Source organism: Aeromonas allosaccharophila, assembly GCF_016026615.1.
Lineage (GTDB): Bacteria > Pseudomonadota > Gammaproteobacteria > Enterobacterales > Aeromonadaceae > Aeromonas > Aeromonas allosaccharophila.
This window is the reverse complement of record NZ_CP065745.1, coordinates 902,137-915,179: the sequence shown is the minus strand read 5'-3', so window position 1 is coordinate 915,179 and position 13,043 is coordinate 902,137. Positions and strand designations below refer to the sequence as shown.

18 protein-coding genes are annotated in these 13,043 nt (G+C 59.3%); 12 read left to right on the top strand and 6 right to left on the bottom strand.

Annotated features, from left to right (window positions below; translation table 11 throughout):
• Positions 1-477: 477 nt before the first annotated feature.
• On the bottom strand, positions 478-756 hold the full coding sequence (locus I6G90_RS04075; RefSeq protein WP_197929835.1) for a YcgL domain-containing protein: 279 nt from the start codon (positions 754-756) through the stop codon (positions 478-480).
• A gap of 107 nt (positions 757-863) precedes the next feature.
• Between I6G90_RS04075 and minC the strand changes: the two genes are divergently transcribed.
• The 5 genes from minC (at position 864) to mtgA (ending at position 3,989) form a co-directional block, all read left to right on the top strand.
• Positions 864-1,589: a septum site-determining protein MinC gene (gene minC / locus I6G90_RS04070; RefSeq protein ID WP_197929833.1), complete on the top strand. Its 726-nt coding sequence runs from the start codon at positions 864-866 to the stop codon at positions 1,587-1,589.
• 18 nt (positions 1,590-1,607) lie between these two features.
• Entirely contained in the window at positions 1,608-2,420 is an 813-nt protein-coding gene (gene minD / locus I6G90_RS04065; RefSeq protein ID WP_005336847.1) for a septum site-determining protein MinD, read from the top strand.
• 2 nt (positions 2,421-2,422) lie between these two features.
• Positions 2,423-2,689 (top strand): cell division topological specificity factor MinE, encoded by a 267-nt coding sequence (gene minE, locus I6G90_RS04060; protein WP_005336848.1) that lies wholly within the window; start codon positions 2,423-2,425, stop codon positions 2,687-2,689.
• A 197-nt stretch (positions 2,690-2,886) separates the two neighbouring features.
• On the top strand, positions 2,887-3,213 hold the full coding sequence (locus I6G90_RS04055) for an HI1450 family dsDNA-mimic protein (protein WP_005352317.1): 327 nt from the start codon (positions 2,887-2,889) through the stop codon (positions 3,211-3,213).
• Positions 3,198-3,989, top strand: a complete 792-nt coding sequence (gene mtgA, locus I6G90_RS04050; RefSeq protein ID WP_197929832.1) for a monofunctional biosynthetic peptidoglycan transglycosylase — start codon at positions 3,198-3,200, stop codon at positions 3,987-3,989. Before I6G90_RS04055 ends, mtgA begins: the two co-directional genes overlap by 16 nt.
• A 3-nt stretch (positions 3,990-3,992) precedes the next feature.
• Here mtgA and I6G90_RS21380 read toward each other — a convergent pair whose 3' ends face one another.
• Complete coding sequence (locus I6G90_RS21380) at positions 3,993-4,121, bottom strand: hypothetical protein (protein WP_019445852.1); 129 nt, start codon at positions 4,119-4,121, stop codon at positions 3,993-3,995.
• 147 nt (positions 4,122-4,268) lie between these two features.
• Between I6G90_RS21380 and I6G90_RS04045 the strand changes: the two genes are divergently transcribed.
• Complete coding sequence (locus tag I6G90_RS04045) at positions 4,269-4,592, top strand: HI1450 family dsDNA-mimic protein (protein WP_005336851.1); 324 nt, start codon at positions 4,269-4,271, stop codon at positions 4,590-4,592.
• A 39-nt stretch (positions 4,593-4,631) separates the two neighbouring features.
• Here I6G90_RS04045 and I6G90_RS04040 read toward each other — a convergent pair whose 3' ends face one another.
• The 3 genes from I6G90_RS04040 to I6G90_RS04030 form a co-directional block, all read right to left on the bottom strand.
• The gene (locus I6G90_RS04040; RefSeq protein WP_197929831.1) at positions 4,632-5,954 is read right to left on the bottom strand and encodes an IS4 family transposase; all 1,323 of its coding nucleotides are present in this window, start codon (positions 5,952-5,954) and stop codon (positions 4,632-4,634) included.
• A 130-nt stretch (positions 5,955-6,084) separates the two neighbouring features.
• Positions 6,085-6,396: a DUF1289 domain-containing protein gene (locus I6G90_RS04035; protein WP_033138081.1), complete on the bottom strand. Its 312-nt coding sequence runs from the start codon at positions 6,394-6,396 to the stop codon at positions 6,085-6,087.
• A 1-nt stretch (position 6,397) separates the two neighbouring features.
• Positions 6,398-7,276 (bottom strand): CvfB family protein, encoded by an 879-nt coding sequence (locus tag I6G90_RS04030; RefSeq protein WP_231554908.1) that lies wholly within the window; start codon positions 7,274-7,276, stop codon positions 6,398-6,400.
• 232 nt (positions 7,277-7,508) lie between these two features.
• Between I6G90_RS04030 and I6G90_RS04025 the strand changes: the two genes are divergently transcribed.
• The 4 genes from I6G90_RS04025 (at position 7,509) to I6G90_RS04010 (ending at position 9,892) form a co-directional block, all read left to right on the top strand.
• Positions 7,509-8,723 carry a YecA/YgfB family protein gene (locus I6G90_RS04025; RefSeq protein WP_197929830.1) on the top strand — a complete coding sequence of 405 codons (1,215 nt, stop codon included), beginning with the start codon at positions 7,509-7,511 and terminating at the stop codon, positions 8,721-8,723.
• Between the two features lie 170 nt (positions 8,724-8,893).
• On the top strand, positions 8,894-9,358 hold the full coding sequence (locus I6G90_RS04020; RefSeq protein ID WP_005336856.1) for a MarR family winged helix-turn-helix transcriptional regulator: 465 nt from the start codon (positions 8,894-8,896) through the stop codon (positions 9,356-9,358).
• Between the two features lie 2 nt (positions 9,359-9,360).
• Complete coding sequence (locus I6G90_RS04015; RefSeq protein WP_076491537.1) at positions 9,361-9,549, top strand: DUF4250 domain-containing protein; 189 nt, start codon at positions 9,361-9,363, stop codon at positions 9,547-9,549.
• Between the two features lie 163 nt (positions 9,550-9,712).
• The gene (locus I6G90_RS04010) at positions 9,713-9,892 is read left to right on the top strand and encodes a hypothetical protein (RefSeq protein ID WP_042062679.1); all 180 of its coding nucleotides are present in this window, start codon (positions 9,713-9,715) and stop codon (positions 9,890-9,892) included.
• Between the two features lie 154 nt (positions 9,893-10,046).
• Here I6G90_RS04010 and I6G90_RS04005 read toward each other — a convergent pair whose 3' ends face one another.
• Entirely contained in the window at positions 10,047-10,634 is a 588-nt protein-coding gene (locus I6G90_RS04005; protein ID WP_197929829.1) for an FMN-dependent NADH-azoreductase, read from the bottom strand.
• Between the two features lie 226 nt (positions 10,635-10,860).
• Here I6G90_RS04005 and I6G90_RS04000 point away from each other — a divergent pair, with 226 nt between their 5' ends.
• Together I6G90_RS04000 and purT are read left to right on the top strand one after the other, a co-directional pair.
• Positions 10,861-11,751 (top strand): DMT family transporter, encoded by an 891-nt coding sequence (locus I6G90_RS04000; RefSeq protein WP_182969060.1) that lies wholly within the window; start codon positions 10,861-10,863, stop codon positions 11,749-11,751.
• Between the two features lie 97 nt (positions 11,752-11,848).
• Positions 11,849-13,027 (top strand): formate-dependent phosphoribosylglycinamide formyltransferase, encoded by a 1,179-nt coding sequence (gene purT / locus I6G90_RS03995; RefSeq protein WP_182969061.1) that lies wholly within the window; start codon positions 11,849-11,851, stop codon positions 13,025-13,027.
• Positions 13,028-13,043: the final 16 nt, after the last annotated feature.

The window sequence follows — 13,043 nt, the reverse complement described above, 5'->3', positions numbered from 1 at the left end:
ATGTGGCGGATGCAGATTGCTCTTCTTAATAAGGGCAAACAATCCAGAGCACAAACAGGAGGTTAGCTTATCGTTTCGGCCACTGAACCTCGCGAAAACCGAGTTCGGCGCAGTTATCTCCGACCTCTTTCCCTCCCATTTCATGGACAACTCACCGCGCCGTAGAGGTCAAAAAGAGATGCCAAGGAAGGGGCTGAAAATAATCGATGAATGAGCCAGTAGCCGTTGAAATGGAGGATATGAGTACGCGCCGCTCGCTATTTTTGTGAGCGCCAGCAAAGGTTGACGATATGGTGTTGAGGGTAGATTGACTTTCTATTTAAACAGCGAAAAGTGAATATCACCAAAGGTGATGGTTTAATTTGGCCAGATCCGGTCACTGGATTATCGCAAGCCACCTCGCCGGGCCAGGAATGCGCCATGCAGAGTCACAAAGAATTAGCCCCGCTCGGCAGAACACACCACGGGGCTGGATATTCAGGATGGTTTTTTCAGGCTGGCCTTGTGCTGCTCCAGCAAATTCTCGGGGGGCGGCGGCACCTGCAGGTAGAACCCCTGACTGGTCAGCGCGACCATCACCTTACCGACATCAGCCAGCCCCAAAGGCTTGGCCGGGTCCAGCTTGGTCATCAGCACCAGCTCGGGACGCCCGAATGCGCTCAGCAATGGCTCGGGAACACGGGAGAAATCCTCTCTTTTTTCAACAAAAAGGTAGGTCTCGGCTTTTTTGCGACTTTTATAGACTGCACACAACATGGAAATTGATATAATCCGACGAGTTTATTGCCTCTGATGGGGGCAAACTATAACATCAGGAATTGAATAACAATAACGGATTAGCATCTCTGCCTCGGGGAAGATTCATGGTTGAGCGCGATAACGAATTGAAAGGGACCACCTTCACTATTTCTGTGTTGCATATCAGCGATGGCGAGCCTGAGCGGATACGTCAGTTGTTGGCCGAAAAAGTGGCCCAGGCACCCTACTTTTTTAATTGTGCGCCGCTGGTGATCAATGTTTCCCGACTGGAACATATTCCCGATTTCGAACAGCTCAAGGAGCTGGTGGAGTCCGAAGAATTTGTGCTGGTCGGCATCACGGGTGCGCGCAGCGAAGAGATGAAAACAGCCGCCAAGGCGGTGGGACTGGCCGTGATGGCCTCGGGCAAGAGTCGCAAGAGCGAACCCGAACCCGAGCCCGAGCCGGCCCCCGCGCCAGTCGCCCCAGCGGTGGTTCCCGAGCCCGAACCCGCCCCCTTGATCCCGAGCAAGGTACATGTGGGACCGGTTCGTTCCGGCCAGCAGATTTACGCCGCCGGCACCTCGTTGGTGGTGCTGGGGTCCGTCAGTCCGGGAGCCGAAGTGCTCGCCGACGACAGCATTCATATTTATGGCACCCTGCGTGGCAGAGCCATTGCCGGTGCCCGGGGCAATACCCAGGCCCGGATCTATTGCCAGCAATTACAGGCCGAGCTGCTCTCCATCGCGGGCACATTCCAGCTGAGCGATGCATTGCCGGCAGGCCTGATCCAGCAACCGGTACACGTCCGGCTGGACAACGAACAACTCCGAATAGACCGTATCAAATAGAGTTACAAGGAAGCGAGAATGGCGCGAATCATAGTCGTTACATCGGGTAAAGGTGGCGTTGGCAAGACCACAACCAGTGCGGCCCTGAGCACCGGCTTAGCCCAGCGTGGTCACAAGACAGTGGTCATTGACTTTGACATCGGTCTGAGAAATCTGGATCTCATCATGGGCTGCGAGCGGCGCGTGGTGTATGACTTCGTCAACGTCATCAACGGGGAAGCAAACCTCAATCAGGCGCTGATCAAGGACAAACGCTCGGAAAATCTGTTTATCCTGCCCGCCTCCCAGACCCGGGACAAAGATGCCCTCACCCGTGAGGGGGTCGAAAAGATCCTGGATCAGCTGGCGGAGATGAAGTTCGATTACATCGTCTGCGACTCCCCGGCGGGGATCGAGGCGGGCGCGCTGATGGCGCTCTATTTTGCTGACGAAGCGATCGTCACCACCAACCCGGAAGTCTCTTCCGTGCGTGACTCCGACCGCATCCTTGGCATCCTGGCCTCCAAGTCCCGTCGCGCCGAGCGTGGCGAAGACCCCATCAAGGAACACCTGCTGCTGACCCGCTACTGCCCGACCCGCGTCAACCGCGGCGACATGCTGAGCGTGCAGGATGTGCAGGAGATCCTGGCCATCCCGCTGCTCGGGGTGATCCCGGAGTCCCAGGCGGTGCTGCGCGCCTCCAACTCCGGCGAACCGGTTATTCTGGACAAGGAGTCCGATGCCGGTCAGGCCTACGAAGATGCGGTGTCCCGCCTGCTGGGCGATGCCAAGGAATTTCGTTTTCTGGAAGAAGAGAAGAAGGGCTTCTTTAGCCGACTGTTCGGGAGTTAAACATGTCATTATTGGATTATTTTCGTTCCAACAAGAAACAGAACACCGCACAACTGGCCAAAGAGCGGTTGCAGATCATTGTTGCTCACGAGCGTTCATCCAGAGGGGGGCCGGATTACCTGCCCCAGCTCAAGCAGGATATCCTCGATGTGATCCGCAAATACGTCAACATTGATCCGGAGAAGATAACCGTCCAACTGGATCAGAAGAGTGATGAGCTGTCGGTACTGGAGCTCAACATCACCTTCGCCGATGACAAGAAGGGATGAGCTGACGCCCTATGCGTGACCCCTTCCCCCAATGAAGACCGGATCCTGTCACTGGATCCGGTTTTTTATTGGCACAAAAACAGGTCACAGCGGCTCGCCTCATCTCGCCAAGGGGTCTGCCGACCGCTAGAATAGCGCCGCCCCGCAGGCAGTGATCTGCGCTGGCACCTTTTTCTCTTTTCTGGAACAGACCGCTTATGTCTATGAATGACGAAATGCACAGCGTCGAGGAACTGCTCGATACCGCCCTCGAACTCTTTATGGAGCTGGCCTCTGACAACCTGCCGGAGCAGGAGATCGCCCGCTTCAATCAGGAGTTCAACGACCGCGGCCTGCTGGCCGAAACCGATCCGGCCGATGACTGGGAAGCGGACGTGGGTTTTGCGGTGAGCGACACCGACTATGCCGAGATCTGGGTCGGCCTTGGCAACGAAGAACAAGAGTATGAGCACCTGTTTGCCCGCATGCTGCTCTCCCGCCGTGTTGACGAGAAGTTCTGCCACATCGAATGGCTGCCCCAATAATTCCGGATCCCGATGATCCCAGCCACTATCAGTGGGAGTCTGACCCTGACTCTGTGGCCCCTGAGCGTCCATCTGCATCGCTTGGGCGCTGGGTGTTGAGGTGGGCAGGCAAGATCGCGCTGGCCGGGCTGCTCTGCTCGGTCGGCTCGGTCGCCTTGCTGCGTTTTATTGATCCGCCGATGTGGAGCTGGCGTATCGAGCGGGCCCTCTTTCCGCCCGCCAAGATCACCCAGGTGCGCCATGAATGGGTAGATCTGGCGTCCATCTCCAAGGAGCTGCAGCTGGCGGTCATCGCCGCCGAGGATCAGCGCTTTGCCGAACACAACGGCTTTGACATGGATGCCATCAACGCCGCGCTCAAGCACAACCAGCACAGCGAACGGATACGCGGCGCCAGCACCCTCAGCCAGCAGACCGCCAAGAACCTCTTTATGTGGAGTGATCGCAGCTTCCTGCGCAAGGGGCTGGAGGCCTGGTTTACCCTGCTGATGGAGCTGGGTTGGGACAAGGCCCGCATTCTCGAGGTCTATCTCAATATCGTTGAGTTCGGCCCCGGCATCTATGGCGCCGAAGCCGCGGCCCGTACCTACTTCGGCAAACCGGCCAGCCGCTTGACCCGCTACGAGTCATCCCTGCTGGCCGCCGCCCTGCCCAATCCGTGGCGCTATCGGGTCAAGCCCCCGTCACCCTATGTGCAGAAGCGCTCGGTCTGGATCCGCCGCCAGATGGGACAACTGGGCCAGATCACCCTCAATCGGGTGCATCAGGCCGACTGATCCTCAGGGCTCATCTGGTTTCTCCGGTGGGCCCAGATGGCCGCCCACCGTCTCGCGGTGAAGCGGCAGATAGTGCCACCACCAGGCCTCGCGCCGTCGCTTGATCTGTTGCCGCCGTCCCCGCTGCTTCATCTCCTCACTCCCAGCCAGATGATCCGCGCCTTAACCATACTCCCCCAACAGCAACTTGGACAGGCCAGCCACGCCCGGCGCACTGGTCTGGCCGCCACTGCCAATAATTGTTACAGTAGCGAACCTCGATGTATCTGGAGTGATTTCATGGAACAGCGTACCCCGGATCAGCTGGTCGAATGGGCCTATGATCAGTTTCTTGAGCAGGCCGCCGATATGCTGGCCCCCGAACAAATAGTCGACATCACCCTGGAGTTTGAGCAGCGTGGCGCCGTGGAGGCAACCCTGCCCAATGCCGACTGGTCGACCGAGCTGGGTGAGCCGGTCGATATGGAGCGCTGGGTCGAAGTGTGGGTCGGTTTGCTGGATCATCAGGATGAGTTTGAGGTGATCTTCGCCACCTTCCTGCTGCCCCGTCTGCTGACTGAAGATCAGGTGCATGTGCGCTGGCATCGCCAGCAGCAGGCATAAAAAAGGCGCCATCGGCGCCTTAATGCCAGTCAGTTAAGCCTAACTGGCATTGTTTTTATTGGCTTTTTTCACACTATACCTCTGTGGCCTTGGCTTCACGCAGCGGGGGTAACTTCGCTCCCTTCGTGCCGGCAGCACAAACTGCCCCGCCTGTTTCTCCAGGTCAGCTACCCGCTTCGGGATAGTCCCCGCTGACAGGTAGGGCATGCAGCTCAGTTCATGGATAAGATAGATCGACGCCATGTGAAAACTCAGCTGGCTCGCCGTGTATCCCTTCAGGCTCGCCGTCATCTTCACCATCTGGCTGCGCAGCAGGTTGTACGCCAGCAGCACGCCCCACAGCTCTTGCCGTATCCCCGTCGCCTTCTTGCTACGCAGGGTCAGTCGATGTTGTTGCAGGCTGTGCTTCATCTCCCGATAGCCCAACTCGATTTCCCAGCGATGGCTGTAGAGTTCAGCGATGTCAGTCCCCGGGAAGCGCATCGGGTCGACCATCGAGGTTAACACTTGGCGCTCCTTGCCGTTGATGTTGCGAGTCAGCAAGCGGGCTTCCACCGTATCCGGCAGTTGTGGCCACTTCTTGCGTGCCTGTGGACTGGTCGTCAGGCGCACCAGCACATCCTGGCGCCCCAGCTTGCGTACCACCTCGTATTGCGTGCCCTTTTTGAGCGGCAGCAGCCAGTGCCGCTCGCTACCCGCAGTTTGCCAGGCATGTAGCAGACCGAGGGAGTAAAACCCCTTGTCGAACAGGGTCAGCGAGTGGTCCGGCGTGCGCGCGACAAGCTGTTCGGCCAGCACCATCTCGTTGACGGCGCAGCTCTCCATGACAGCCTGAACAAGCAGGTGACTGGTCAGCTCCATCTGGCAGAGCATGCGTACCTGCGGATAGGCTGTCTCGCCATGCTGGGTGCCGGGCTTGGCAAACGCGGCGGTATTGTCCAGGGTATCGGGCGTGCGCCACATCACGCCATCGACGGCGAGCAGTTGCAGCCCGGCCCAGCCGGGGTGATTGGCCTGCTGGTGCCAGAGCGAGGCTGTCTCGTGAAACAACCGCTCGATGCTCTTGTCCCCGAGCTTTTGGCGGGCTTGCAGGAAGGCGCTGGGGGCAACAAAGGGACGGTCACCGGGCAACAGGATATCGAGCTGATTGACCAGCTGGGTCATGGGGACATGGCGGAACATGGCCATGCCGATGATGGCCCAGACCAGGCGCTCCATGGGCATGCGGCGACGGCGCAGGGTCACGACATCCTCTTCGGCGAGCAGAGTTGTGATGAGCTCGGGGGAAATGAGGTCGGAGAGTGACTCAAACTGAGCGGGATTGCTGGCGTGGAGGAAGTCGAGAGCCTGTACGATACGCATAAAAAATCCGAAACCAATCAACAGGTTTCGGATTTTTACACATCAGGAGGATCGGTCAATGGATCCTTAACTGATCGGCATTACCATCGGCGCCTTTCTTGTTTCTATTTTCTCTTAATTCTGTTCTCTGCTAATCCTGCGCCGCGATGGCCTTGGCCAGACAGCGGCGGCACCAGCAGGCGCTGGCCTCCTGCATCGGCAATACCGGCAACTGGCTGCACCAGCACTGCGCAATGGTCTGACCGGCAGAGACGGCGCAATAGGCCGGTTCGCCACAACCCGGACAGCGGTGGGTGCTTTTCGAGCCATTCAGCTCGGCCATCACCGCCAGCTGGGCCTTGCTCTCCATCGCCGACCAGTGGCCGATCTCGGTCAGGGTGCGGCCACAACCAAGGCAAAGCCCATCTTTCGCCTTGCAGAGACCAACACAGGGGCTCGGCATCTTATTCGCTATCCTGCGCCTGTTCGCCTGCTTGTGCCTGCGCGGCACCGGCGTCGGTCAGGGTAATGGCGTTATCTTCGATGACGATCTTGCCCTGCTTGTAGAGGCCACCGATCGCCTTCTTGAAGGTGCCCTTGCTCATACTGAACAGCTTGTAGATGAGCTCGGGTTCGCTCTTGTCACCCACCGCCAGGCTGCCGCCCTGCTTTCTCATCCGGCTCAGAATGCGCTCACCGGCGTCATCGACCCGCGCCAGACCAGGCTTTTGCAGGGTCAGATCCAGCTTGCCATCTTCGCGCACCTGCTTGACCCAGGCGGTTTGCGGCCGACCGGTCATCACCCGGCCAAACACTTCGTTCTTGAACAGCATGCCGGGATACTGGCCGTTGACGATCACCTTGATGCCCAGGGGCGAGTGTTCACCCGGCAGCGCGGTCACTTCGTCACCGACCTTGAAGTTGCTGCCGGCCGGGGTCAGGAAACGCTCGATGCGGCTGGTGCCAACCATGCGCCCTTCGTTATCCAGTTGCAGACGCACCAGATAGACGTGGCCCACCTGCATCGGCTTGTTCTGCTCGCGGCTGGGCACGAACAAGTCTTTTTTCATGCCCCAATCGAGGAAGGCACCAATCTTGTTGGCATTGACCACTTTCAGACCGGCAAATTCGTCCACCATGGCAAATGGCTTGTCGGTGGTGATCACCGGCTCGCAATCGGCATCCAGATAGAGGAAGACCTGCACGCTATCCCCCTCTTTCACCCCTTCCGGCAGTTGACGCTTGGGCAGCAGCAGTTCACCGTATTCATCGGCCGCAAGCCAGGCGCCACGGTCTTCGAGTTCAACGACGGTGAGGGTGTTCATCTTGCCAATCTGTATCATGGTGCTCTCTTTTTTCATTACCCGGATGGGCCAACTGATCCATGGCCCCTATGGGCGCGCATGTTACCTCAAGAGCGGTGATCTGGCCTAGTCCCCAAGCCACCAAGGGCCGCCCTTTCGCCGCTATCTTACCCGCCAATGGTGATTAAATCGCCAAACAGGCGGCCATTTACTGCAAATAACCCCACTTTTAGGTAGACTTCGCGGCTGTTCAAATCCAGAGGAACTGTCGATGAACCCATCCACTCGTACCCGCCTGCTCAATCAATGGATCCAGAGCCACAGCCAGCAAGACATGACCTACCCGGCCCTGCACGGTTTTCTCTGTGCTCGTCTGGTGGGGCCAGAGACCCCTGACTGGCAACGCCCGCTGGCTGGATTGCTGGAACAGGATGCCGAGCTGGATGAAAAAAGCGCAGAAGCCCTCAACCACCTGATCGCCGAGCTGGAAGCCCAGGCCGACGACGCCCAGCTGGCCCTGCCCAGCCAATGCCGCCTGCCCAGCGATAACCCGGAGCAGGTGTTCGAGCAGAGCCATCCCCTCGGTCAGTGGTGCTACGGTTTCAGCCAGGGCTTTGCCACCTGGCCCAAGCCGAAGGATTTGAACGACCCGACTACCCAGTACCGCTTCAGTCTGGCCGCCGAGCTGAGCCTGTTTCGCGACAAACAGATGGCCCAGATGCTCTATAGCGCCGCCGCCAGCGAACTCCCCTTTGTCGAGTTCTGCAAACGCCAGCGCCAGAACATGAAGACCGCCCTCAACCAGTTGCTCAACCTCGACCAGTATCAGGCCGCCCCCAGCGCCGATGTGGCTATCAATGGCGAGCAGGCCCAGCAGTGGCAGCGCTGGTTCGAGCTGGCCGACAGCTGCCGCGATCATCAGGCCCGCCTCGGCTGGTTCGAGAAGATCATCGCCGATGCCACTCCGCTCTTTGACGACGCCTTCTGGCAGCAAATCACCGGCCACGGCTGGAGTGCTCCCGAGCTGCGCCCCCTGCTGGCCGCCAGAGCCGGTCGCGCCGACTGCCTGCTGCGCCTTGGCAAGCTGGCTGAAGCCAAAGCGGAGTATCTGGAACTGCTGACAATCTGCGTGGCCGACGAACCGGGTTGCCGCTACAACCTCTCCACCCTCTATGCACTGCAAGGGGATTGGCAGGCGCTGGCCGCCCTGCTGGTGCGCTTCGATGAAGCCTCCAGCTGGTTGCTCTACAACAAGGCGCTGATGGTCTTTGCCACCGAGGGTGCCGAGGCGGCCAAGCCCCACCTGCTGGTCGCTATCGAGGCCAACCCGCACATTCCAGCCTGCCTGCTGGGCCAGCGCAAGCTGCCCAAACAGGAGCCGCAAAGCTGGCAAGCGGGCAGCCGCGACGAGGCCGCGCTCTACGCCCTGCACACCCGCGAGGCCTGGCTCAAGCAGAACGTCCTCATCTGGTTGCGTAAAGGCTGAACAGCGATGGCTTAAAATCCCGTCGGTCAGACCCGGTTTTTCCTTGATGGCGTGCGCCACCGCACATTTCATCGCAACCGGGTCAGACAAATCAGCTTGAGTTTCGTATCATCAATGTCAAAGTATCAAAAGAAACTGCATCTGATGCAGCCGTCACAGCAGGGTGTAATATGTCAAAAATCATAGCGTTACTCGCTCACTACCCGCCCTATCAGTTGGTACATGCCGCCGAGATGCTACGGGATACCTTCGAACAGTTTTATGAACAGCGCTACCAGCTGACCGTGCCGCAGTGGCGCCTGATGATGGTGCTCGGTCCCAACTACCCCATCAGCCAGAAAGAGCTGGTCGAGGCGAGCGGCATGGACAAGGTGCGCATCTCCCGCGAGATCCGCCGTCTGGTCGAAAAAGGGATCATCTTCACCGAGAGCAGCGAGCAGGATAAACGCATCAGCCTGGTCTCCCTCACCAATGCCGGTCTCGCCCTCTTCCTGCAGCTCAAGAGCGAAGCGGGCAGCTGGCAACATACCCTGACCGACTATCTGCCGAGCGAATCCCGCGAGGCGATCCGCCAGCATCTGCACAGCGTCAGCGCCGCCATCGAGCAGCTGCAGTCGCTGGATCGGGAGAAGTAATCATGGATTTGAAAAAGTTCGCCACCATGGACATCAACATGCTGTTGAGCGTCGTCAATATGCAGTTGCGTGATCGCTATGACGATCTGGATGATCTCTGCAAGGCGCAGGAGATCGATCAGGAAGCACTGGAAGCGCGGCTCGCCAGCGGCGATTTTCACTACCAGCCAGCGCAGAAACAGTTCAGATAAAGACAGCTAGCGGGATCGGGATCACAGCGCCAGTGATGGCGCTGGCTCTGCGGTAAAAACCTGATATGGTCTGAACAGCCCCAACAGGGAGATGCACGGATACATCACCCTGTCACAAGAGGGCATTAACATCGTTTCAGGTGAGCAAACCAAGGATGACCCCATGATATTGATGACCCGACAGAGCCTGCTGATCACGCTCTGCACCCTGTTGATGATCAGCCTCTTCACGCCCCAATTGCCGCAAAGCACCGAACAGTGGCTGACCACCCTGTTGCTTGGCCTGCTGGTCGCGGTGGCATTGCTGCTGGTGCGTGGTTGTCGCCGTTTTATGATGGAGTAGTGACTCCGCCAATCTCTTTTAGACGGTCTCGCTTGCCGCGATACTCTTTGTAGCAATACATCGAACCTAAAAACAAACGCAGCCTGATGGCTGCGTTGTGGTATCTGGCGGGGCAACCTGTTGAAGAGATAGCCCTTGGCTGGGTAGAGAGCCCTTAGATAGCCAGGGTTTCCAGCTGCGCTTTGGCCGCTTCCATCCCCTTGCTCTGGGCATCCGGGCCCATCCCCATCCCTTCGGCATAGATGAAATCCACCTCTTTGATACCGATGAAACCGAGCACGGTGCGCATGTAGGGGGTCACCAGATCGGTGGTGCTGCCGACGTGCATGCCGCCGCGGGGGCTGATCACCAGCGCACGGGTATTCTCAACCATGCCGACCGGGCCGGTCTCGGTGTAGCGGAAGGTGACACCGGCGCGCGCCACCAGATCGATCCAGTTTTTCAGCTGGGTCGGGATGTTGAAGTTATACATGGGGGCCGCAATCACCACCAGATCGCTCGCTTTGAGTTCGGCGATCAGCTCGTCGGACTGGGCGATCACCTCCAGCTGACGTTTGCTCAGGTTATCACCACCGCGCAGGCCGGAAGCCAGCTCGCCATCCAGCACCGGCAGGTTGAGGGCGGCCAGATCACGCACGGTTACGGCATCATCCTGATGGTCAGCCAGGAAGCCGTCGATCAGGGCGTTGGATTGGGAATATTGACCCAGGATGCTGGATTTGAGTACGAGGATATTGGCCATGGTGAAACTCCATTTGGTTGTCGGTTGAACAGCGTTGCTGTCGATGGAGGTCACTCTAAACATTGTGCTTATTTGCTGATAGCGAAAATAGATGCTCAACTTGTTCAAAAATTTTGATGTAAGGCCACTTCCTCGCCAGCCAGCCCTGCGGCCGCGCTTCAACCCTTGGCAGAACAAACGATTGCCGTTATGATCCGCCGCACTTTTTTCCAGCGACCCGGATCCCATGATACCCTCGCGCAGGCACTCTCCTCTGGCCGGTGCAGTCTGGATGATGGTGGCAGGACTCTGCTTCGCCGCCGTCAACAGCCTGAGCCAGTATGTCAGCTTCAAACTCGGCCTTGCCTCTACTCAGGTCGCCTTCCATCAATACCTGATCGCCCTGATCTGCCTGCTGCCCTGGCTGATTCGTCACGGCCTGCGCCAATCCCTGATGACCAATCAGTTCCGGCTGCACCTGTTGCGGGTATTGCTGGCGGTAGTCGGCATCCAGCTCTGGCTGTGGGCACTGGCGTTCCCCGTTCCCATCTGGCAGGGGATTGCCCTGCTGATGACCTCACCGCTGTTTGCCACCCTGGGCTCTGCCCTGCTGCTCAAGGAGCAGGTGAGCCGTGCCCGCATTCTGGCCACCCTGGCGGGCTTTGCCGGCGCCATGGTGATCCTCGCCCCCTGGACTGACGAGTTCAACTGGGCCTCCCTGCTGCCGGTGGCGGCGGCGCTGTTCTGGGCCGGTTACTCCCTGATGGTGCGCTATCAGGCGGCCAACGAATCATCCCACACCATTGTGGTCTACCTGCTTATTTTCAGTACCCCGTTCAACGTCATGCTGGCCCTGCCGGAGTGGCAGTGGCCGAGCGAGAGCCAATGGCTGCTGGTAGCCGCCTCCGGCGTGCTGACGGCGCTGGCCCAAATGTCCATCGCTCGTGCCTACAGCGTGGCGGAGGCCTCCTTCGTGCAGCCTTTCGATTTTGCCAAGCTGCCGATGAACGTGCTGGCAGGCTGGCTGGTATTTGGCTGGGCGCCCCCCGGCCGTCTGTGGCTCGGCGCCGCCATCATCATTGGCGCCATTACCTTGCTGACCCATCTGGAGCAGCGCGCTCACAAACCCGTTTCCTGAGGTACGCCATGCGTGCCTCTTTTTTTGCCCGCTATTCCCGCAATCACGTGTGCAATAGCGACCATCAACAGTGACCATCGACATCAGGAGAGATCGTATGTTTGGAACCGCAACCCGCCCCGGCGCCACCCGTGCCCTGCTGCTGGGCTCCGGCGAACTTGGCAAGGAGGTCGCCATCGAGTTGCAACGGTTCGGGATCGAAGTGATCGCCGCCGACCGCTACCCCAATGCCCCCGCCATGCAGGTGGCCCACGCTGCCCACGTGCTGGACATGCTCGATGGCAATGCCCTGCGTGCCCTGGTTGCCGAGGTCAAACCCGACCTCATCATCCCCGAGATTGAAGCGATCGCCACCAATACCCTGGCCGCTCTCGAGCAAGAAGGGGTCAAGGTGGTACCCAACGCCCGCGCCACCCAGCTCACCATGAACCGGGAAGGGATCCGCCGCCTCGCCGCCGAGACCCTGGGTCTGCCCACCTCTCCCTACCGCTTTGCCCAGAGCAAGGAGGAGTTTGTCGCCGCCGTCGAGGCTATCGGCCTGCCCTGCGTGGTAAAACCGGTGATGAGCTCATCCGGCAAGGGGCAGAGTGTCTTGCGCGATATCGCCAAGCAGGATGACAGCTGGACCTACGCCCAGGAGGGTGGCCGTGCCGGTCGTGGCAAGGTGATCGTCGAAGGCTTCGTCCCCTTCGAATACGAGATCACCCTGCTCACGGTACGCGCCGTCGATGGCATTCACTTCTGCGAGCCGATCGGCCATCGGCAGGAAGATGGCGACTACCGCGAATCCTGGCAGCCGCAAGTGATGAGCGAACTGGCGCTGGCGCGCTCCAAAGAGGTGGCCGCCAAGGTGGTTGAAGCCCTCGGTGGTTACGGCCTGTTCGGAGTCGAGCTCTTTATCAAGGGCGATGAGGTGTGGTTCAGCGAAGTATCCCCTCGCCCCCACGACACCGGCATGGTGACCCTGATCTCGCAAGATCTCTCCGAGTTCGCCCTGCATGTGCGCGCCATTCTGGGGCTGCCGGTCGGCACCATCACCCAGTACGGGCCGAGCGCCTCTGCCGTGGTACTGCGCGAAGGGCACAGCCAGAATATCCGCTATCAGGGGATTGGTGAGGCATTGGCGCTGGTGCCAGGCGCCCAGCTGCGGCTGTTTGGCAAACCGGAGATCGCCGGTCGCCGCCGTCTTGGCGTGGCGCTGGCCCGCGCAGCGGATTGCCAGGATGCGGTGGAAAAAGCCAAAGCCGTGGCCGCCAAGGTCGAGGTGATGTTCTAAGGGCTTTTTTTGCCGC

Bases quoted from the DNA above. Each gene is read 5' to 3' on its own strand.
- minC (WP_197929833.1), top strand. From the start codon at position 864: ATGGTTGAGCGCGATAACGAATTGAAAGGGACCACCTTCACTATTTCT.
- I6G90_RS04015 (WP_076491537.1), top strand. From the start codon at position 9,361: ATGGATTTGAAAAAGTTCGCCACCATGGACATCAACATGCTGTTGAGC.
- purT (WP_182969061.1), top strand. From the start codon at position 11,849: ATGTTTGGAACCGCAACCCGCCCCGGCGCCACCCGTGCCCTGCTGCTG.
- I6G90_RS04055 (WP_005352317.1), top strand. From the start codon at position 2,887: ATGTCTATGAATGACGAAATGCACAGCGTCGAGGAACTGCTCGATACC.
- I6G90_RS04035 (WP_033138081.1), bottom strand. From the start codon at position 6,396: ATGCCGAGCCCCTGTGTTGGTCTCTGCAAGGCGAAAGATGGGCTTTGC.
- I6G90_RS04040 (WP_197929831.1), bottom strand. From the start codon at position 5,954: ATGCGTATCGTACAGGCTCTCGACTTCCTCCACGCCAGCAATCCCGCT.
- I6G90_RS04020 (WP_005336856.1), top strand. From the start codon at position 8,894: ATGTCAAAAATCATAGCGTTACTCGCTCACTACCCGCCCTATCAGTTG.
- minE (WP_005336848.1), top strand. From the start codon at position 2,423: ATGTCATTATTGGATTATTTTCGTTCCAACAAGAAACAGAACACCGCA.
- I6G90_RS04045 (WP_005336851.1), top strand. From the start codon at position 4,269: ATGGAACAGCGTACCCCGGATCAGCTGGTCGAATGGGCCTATGATCAG.
- I6G90_RS04005 (WP_197929829.1), bottom strand. From the start codon at position 10,634: ATGGCCAATATCCTCGTACTCAAATCCAGCATCCTGGGTCAATATTCC.
- I6G90_RS21380 (WP_019445852.1), bottom strand. From the start codon at position 4,121: ATGAAGCAGCGGGGACGGCGGCAACAGATCAAGCGACGGCGCGAGGCC.
- minD (WP_005336847.1), top strand. From the start codon at position 1,608: ATGGCGCGAATCATAGTCGTTACATCGGGTAAAGGTGGCGTTGGCAAG.
- mtgA (WP_197929832.1), top strand. From the start codon at position 3,198: ATGGCTGCCCCAATAATTCCGGATCCCGATGATCCCAGCCACTATCAG.
- I6G90_RS04075 (WP_197929835.1), bottom strand. From the start codon at position 756: ATGTTGTGTGCAGTCTATAAAAGTCGCAAAAAAGCCGAGACCTACCTT.
- I6G90_RS04025 (WP_197929830.1), top strand. From the start codon at position 7,509: ATGAACCCATCCACTCGTACCCGCCTGCTCAATCAATGGATCCAGAGC.
- I6G90_RS04030 (WP_231554908.1), bottom strand. From the start codon at position 7,276: ATGATACAGATTGGCAAGATGAACACCCTCACCGTCGTTGAACTCGAA.
- I6G90_RS04010 (WP_042062679.1), top strand. From the start codon at position 9,713: ATGATATTGATGACCCGACAGAGCCTGCTGATCACGCTCTGCACCCTG.
- I6G90_RS04000 (WP_182969060.1), top strand. From the start codon at position 10,861: ATGATACCCTCGCGCAGGCACTCTCCTCTGGCCGGTGCAGTCTGGATG.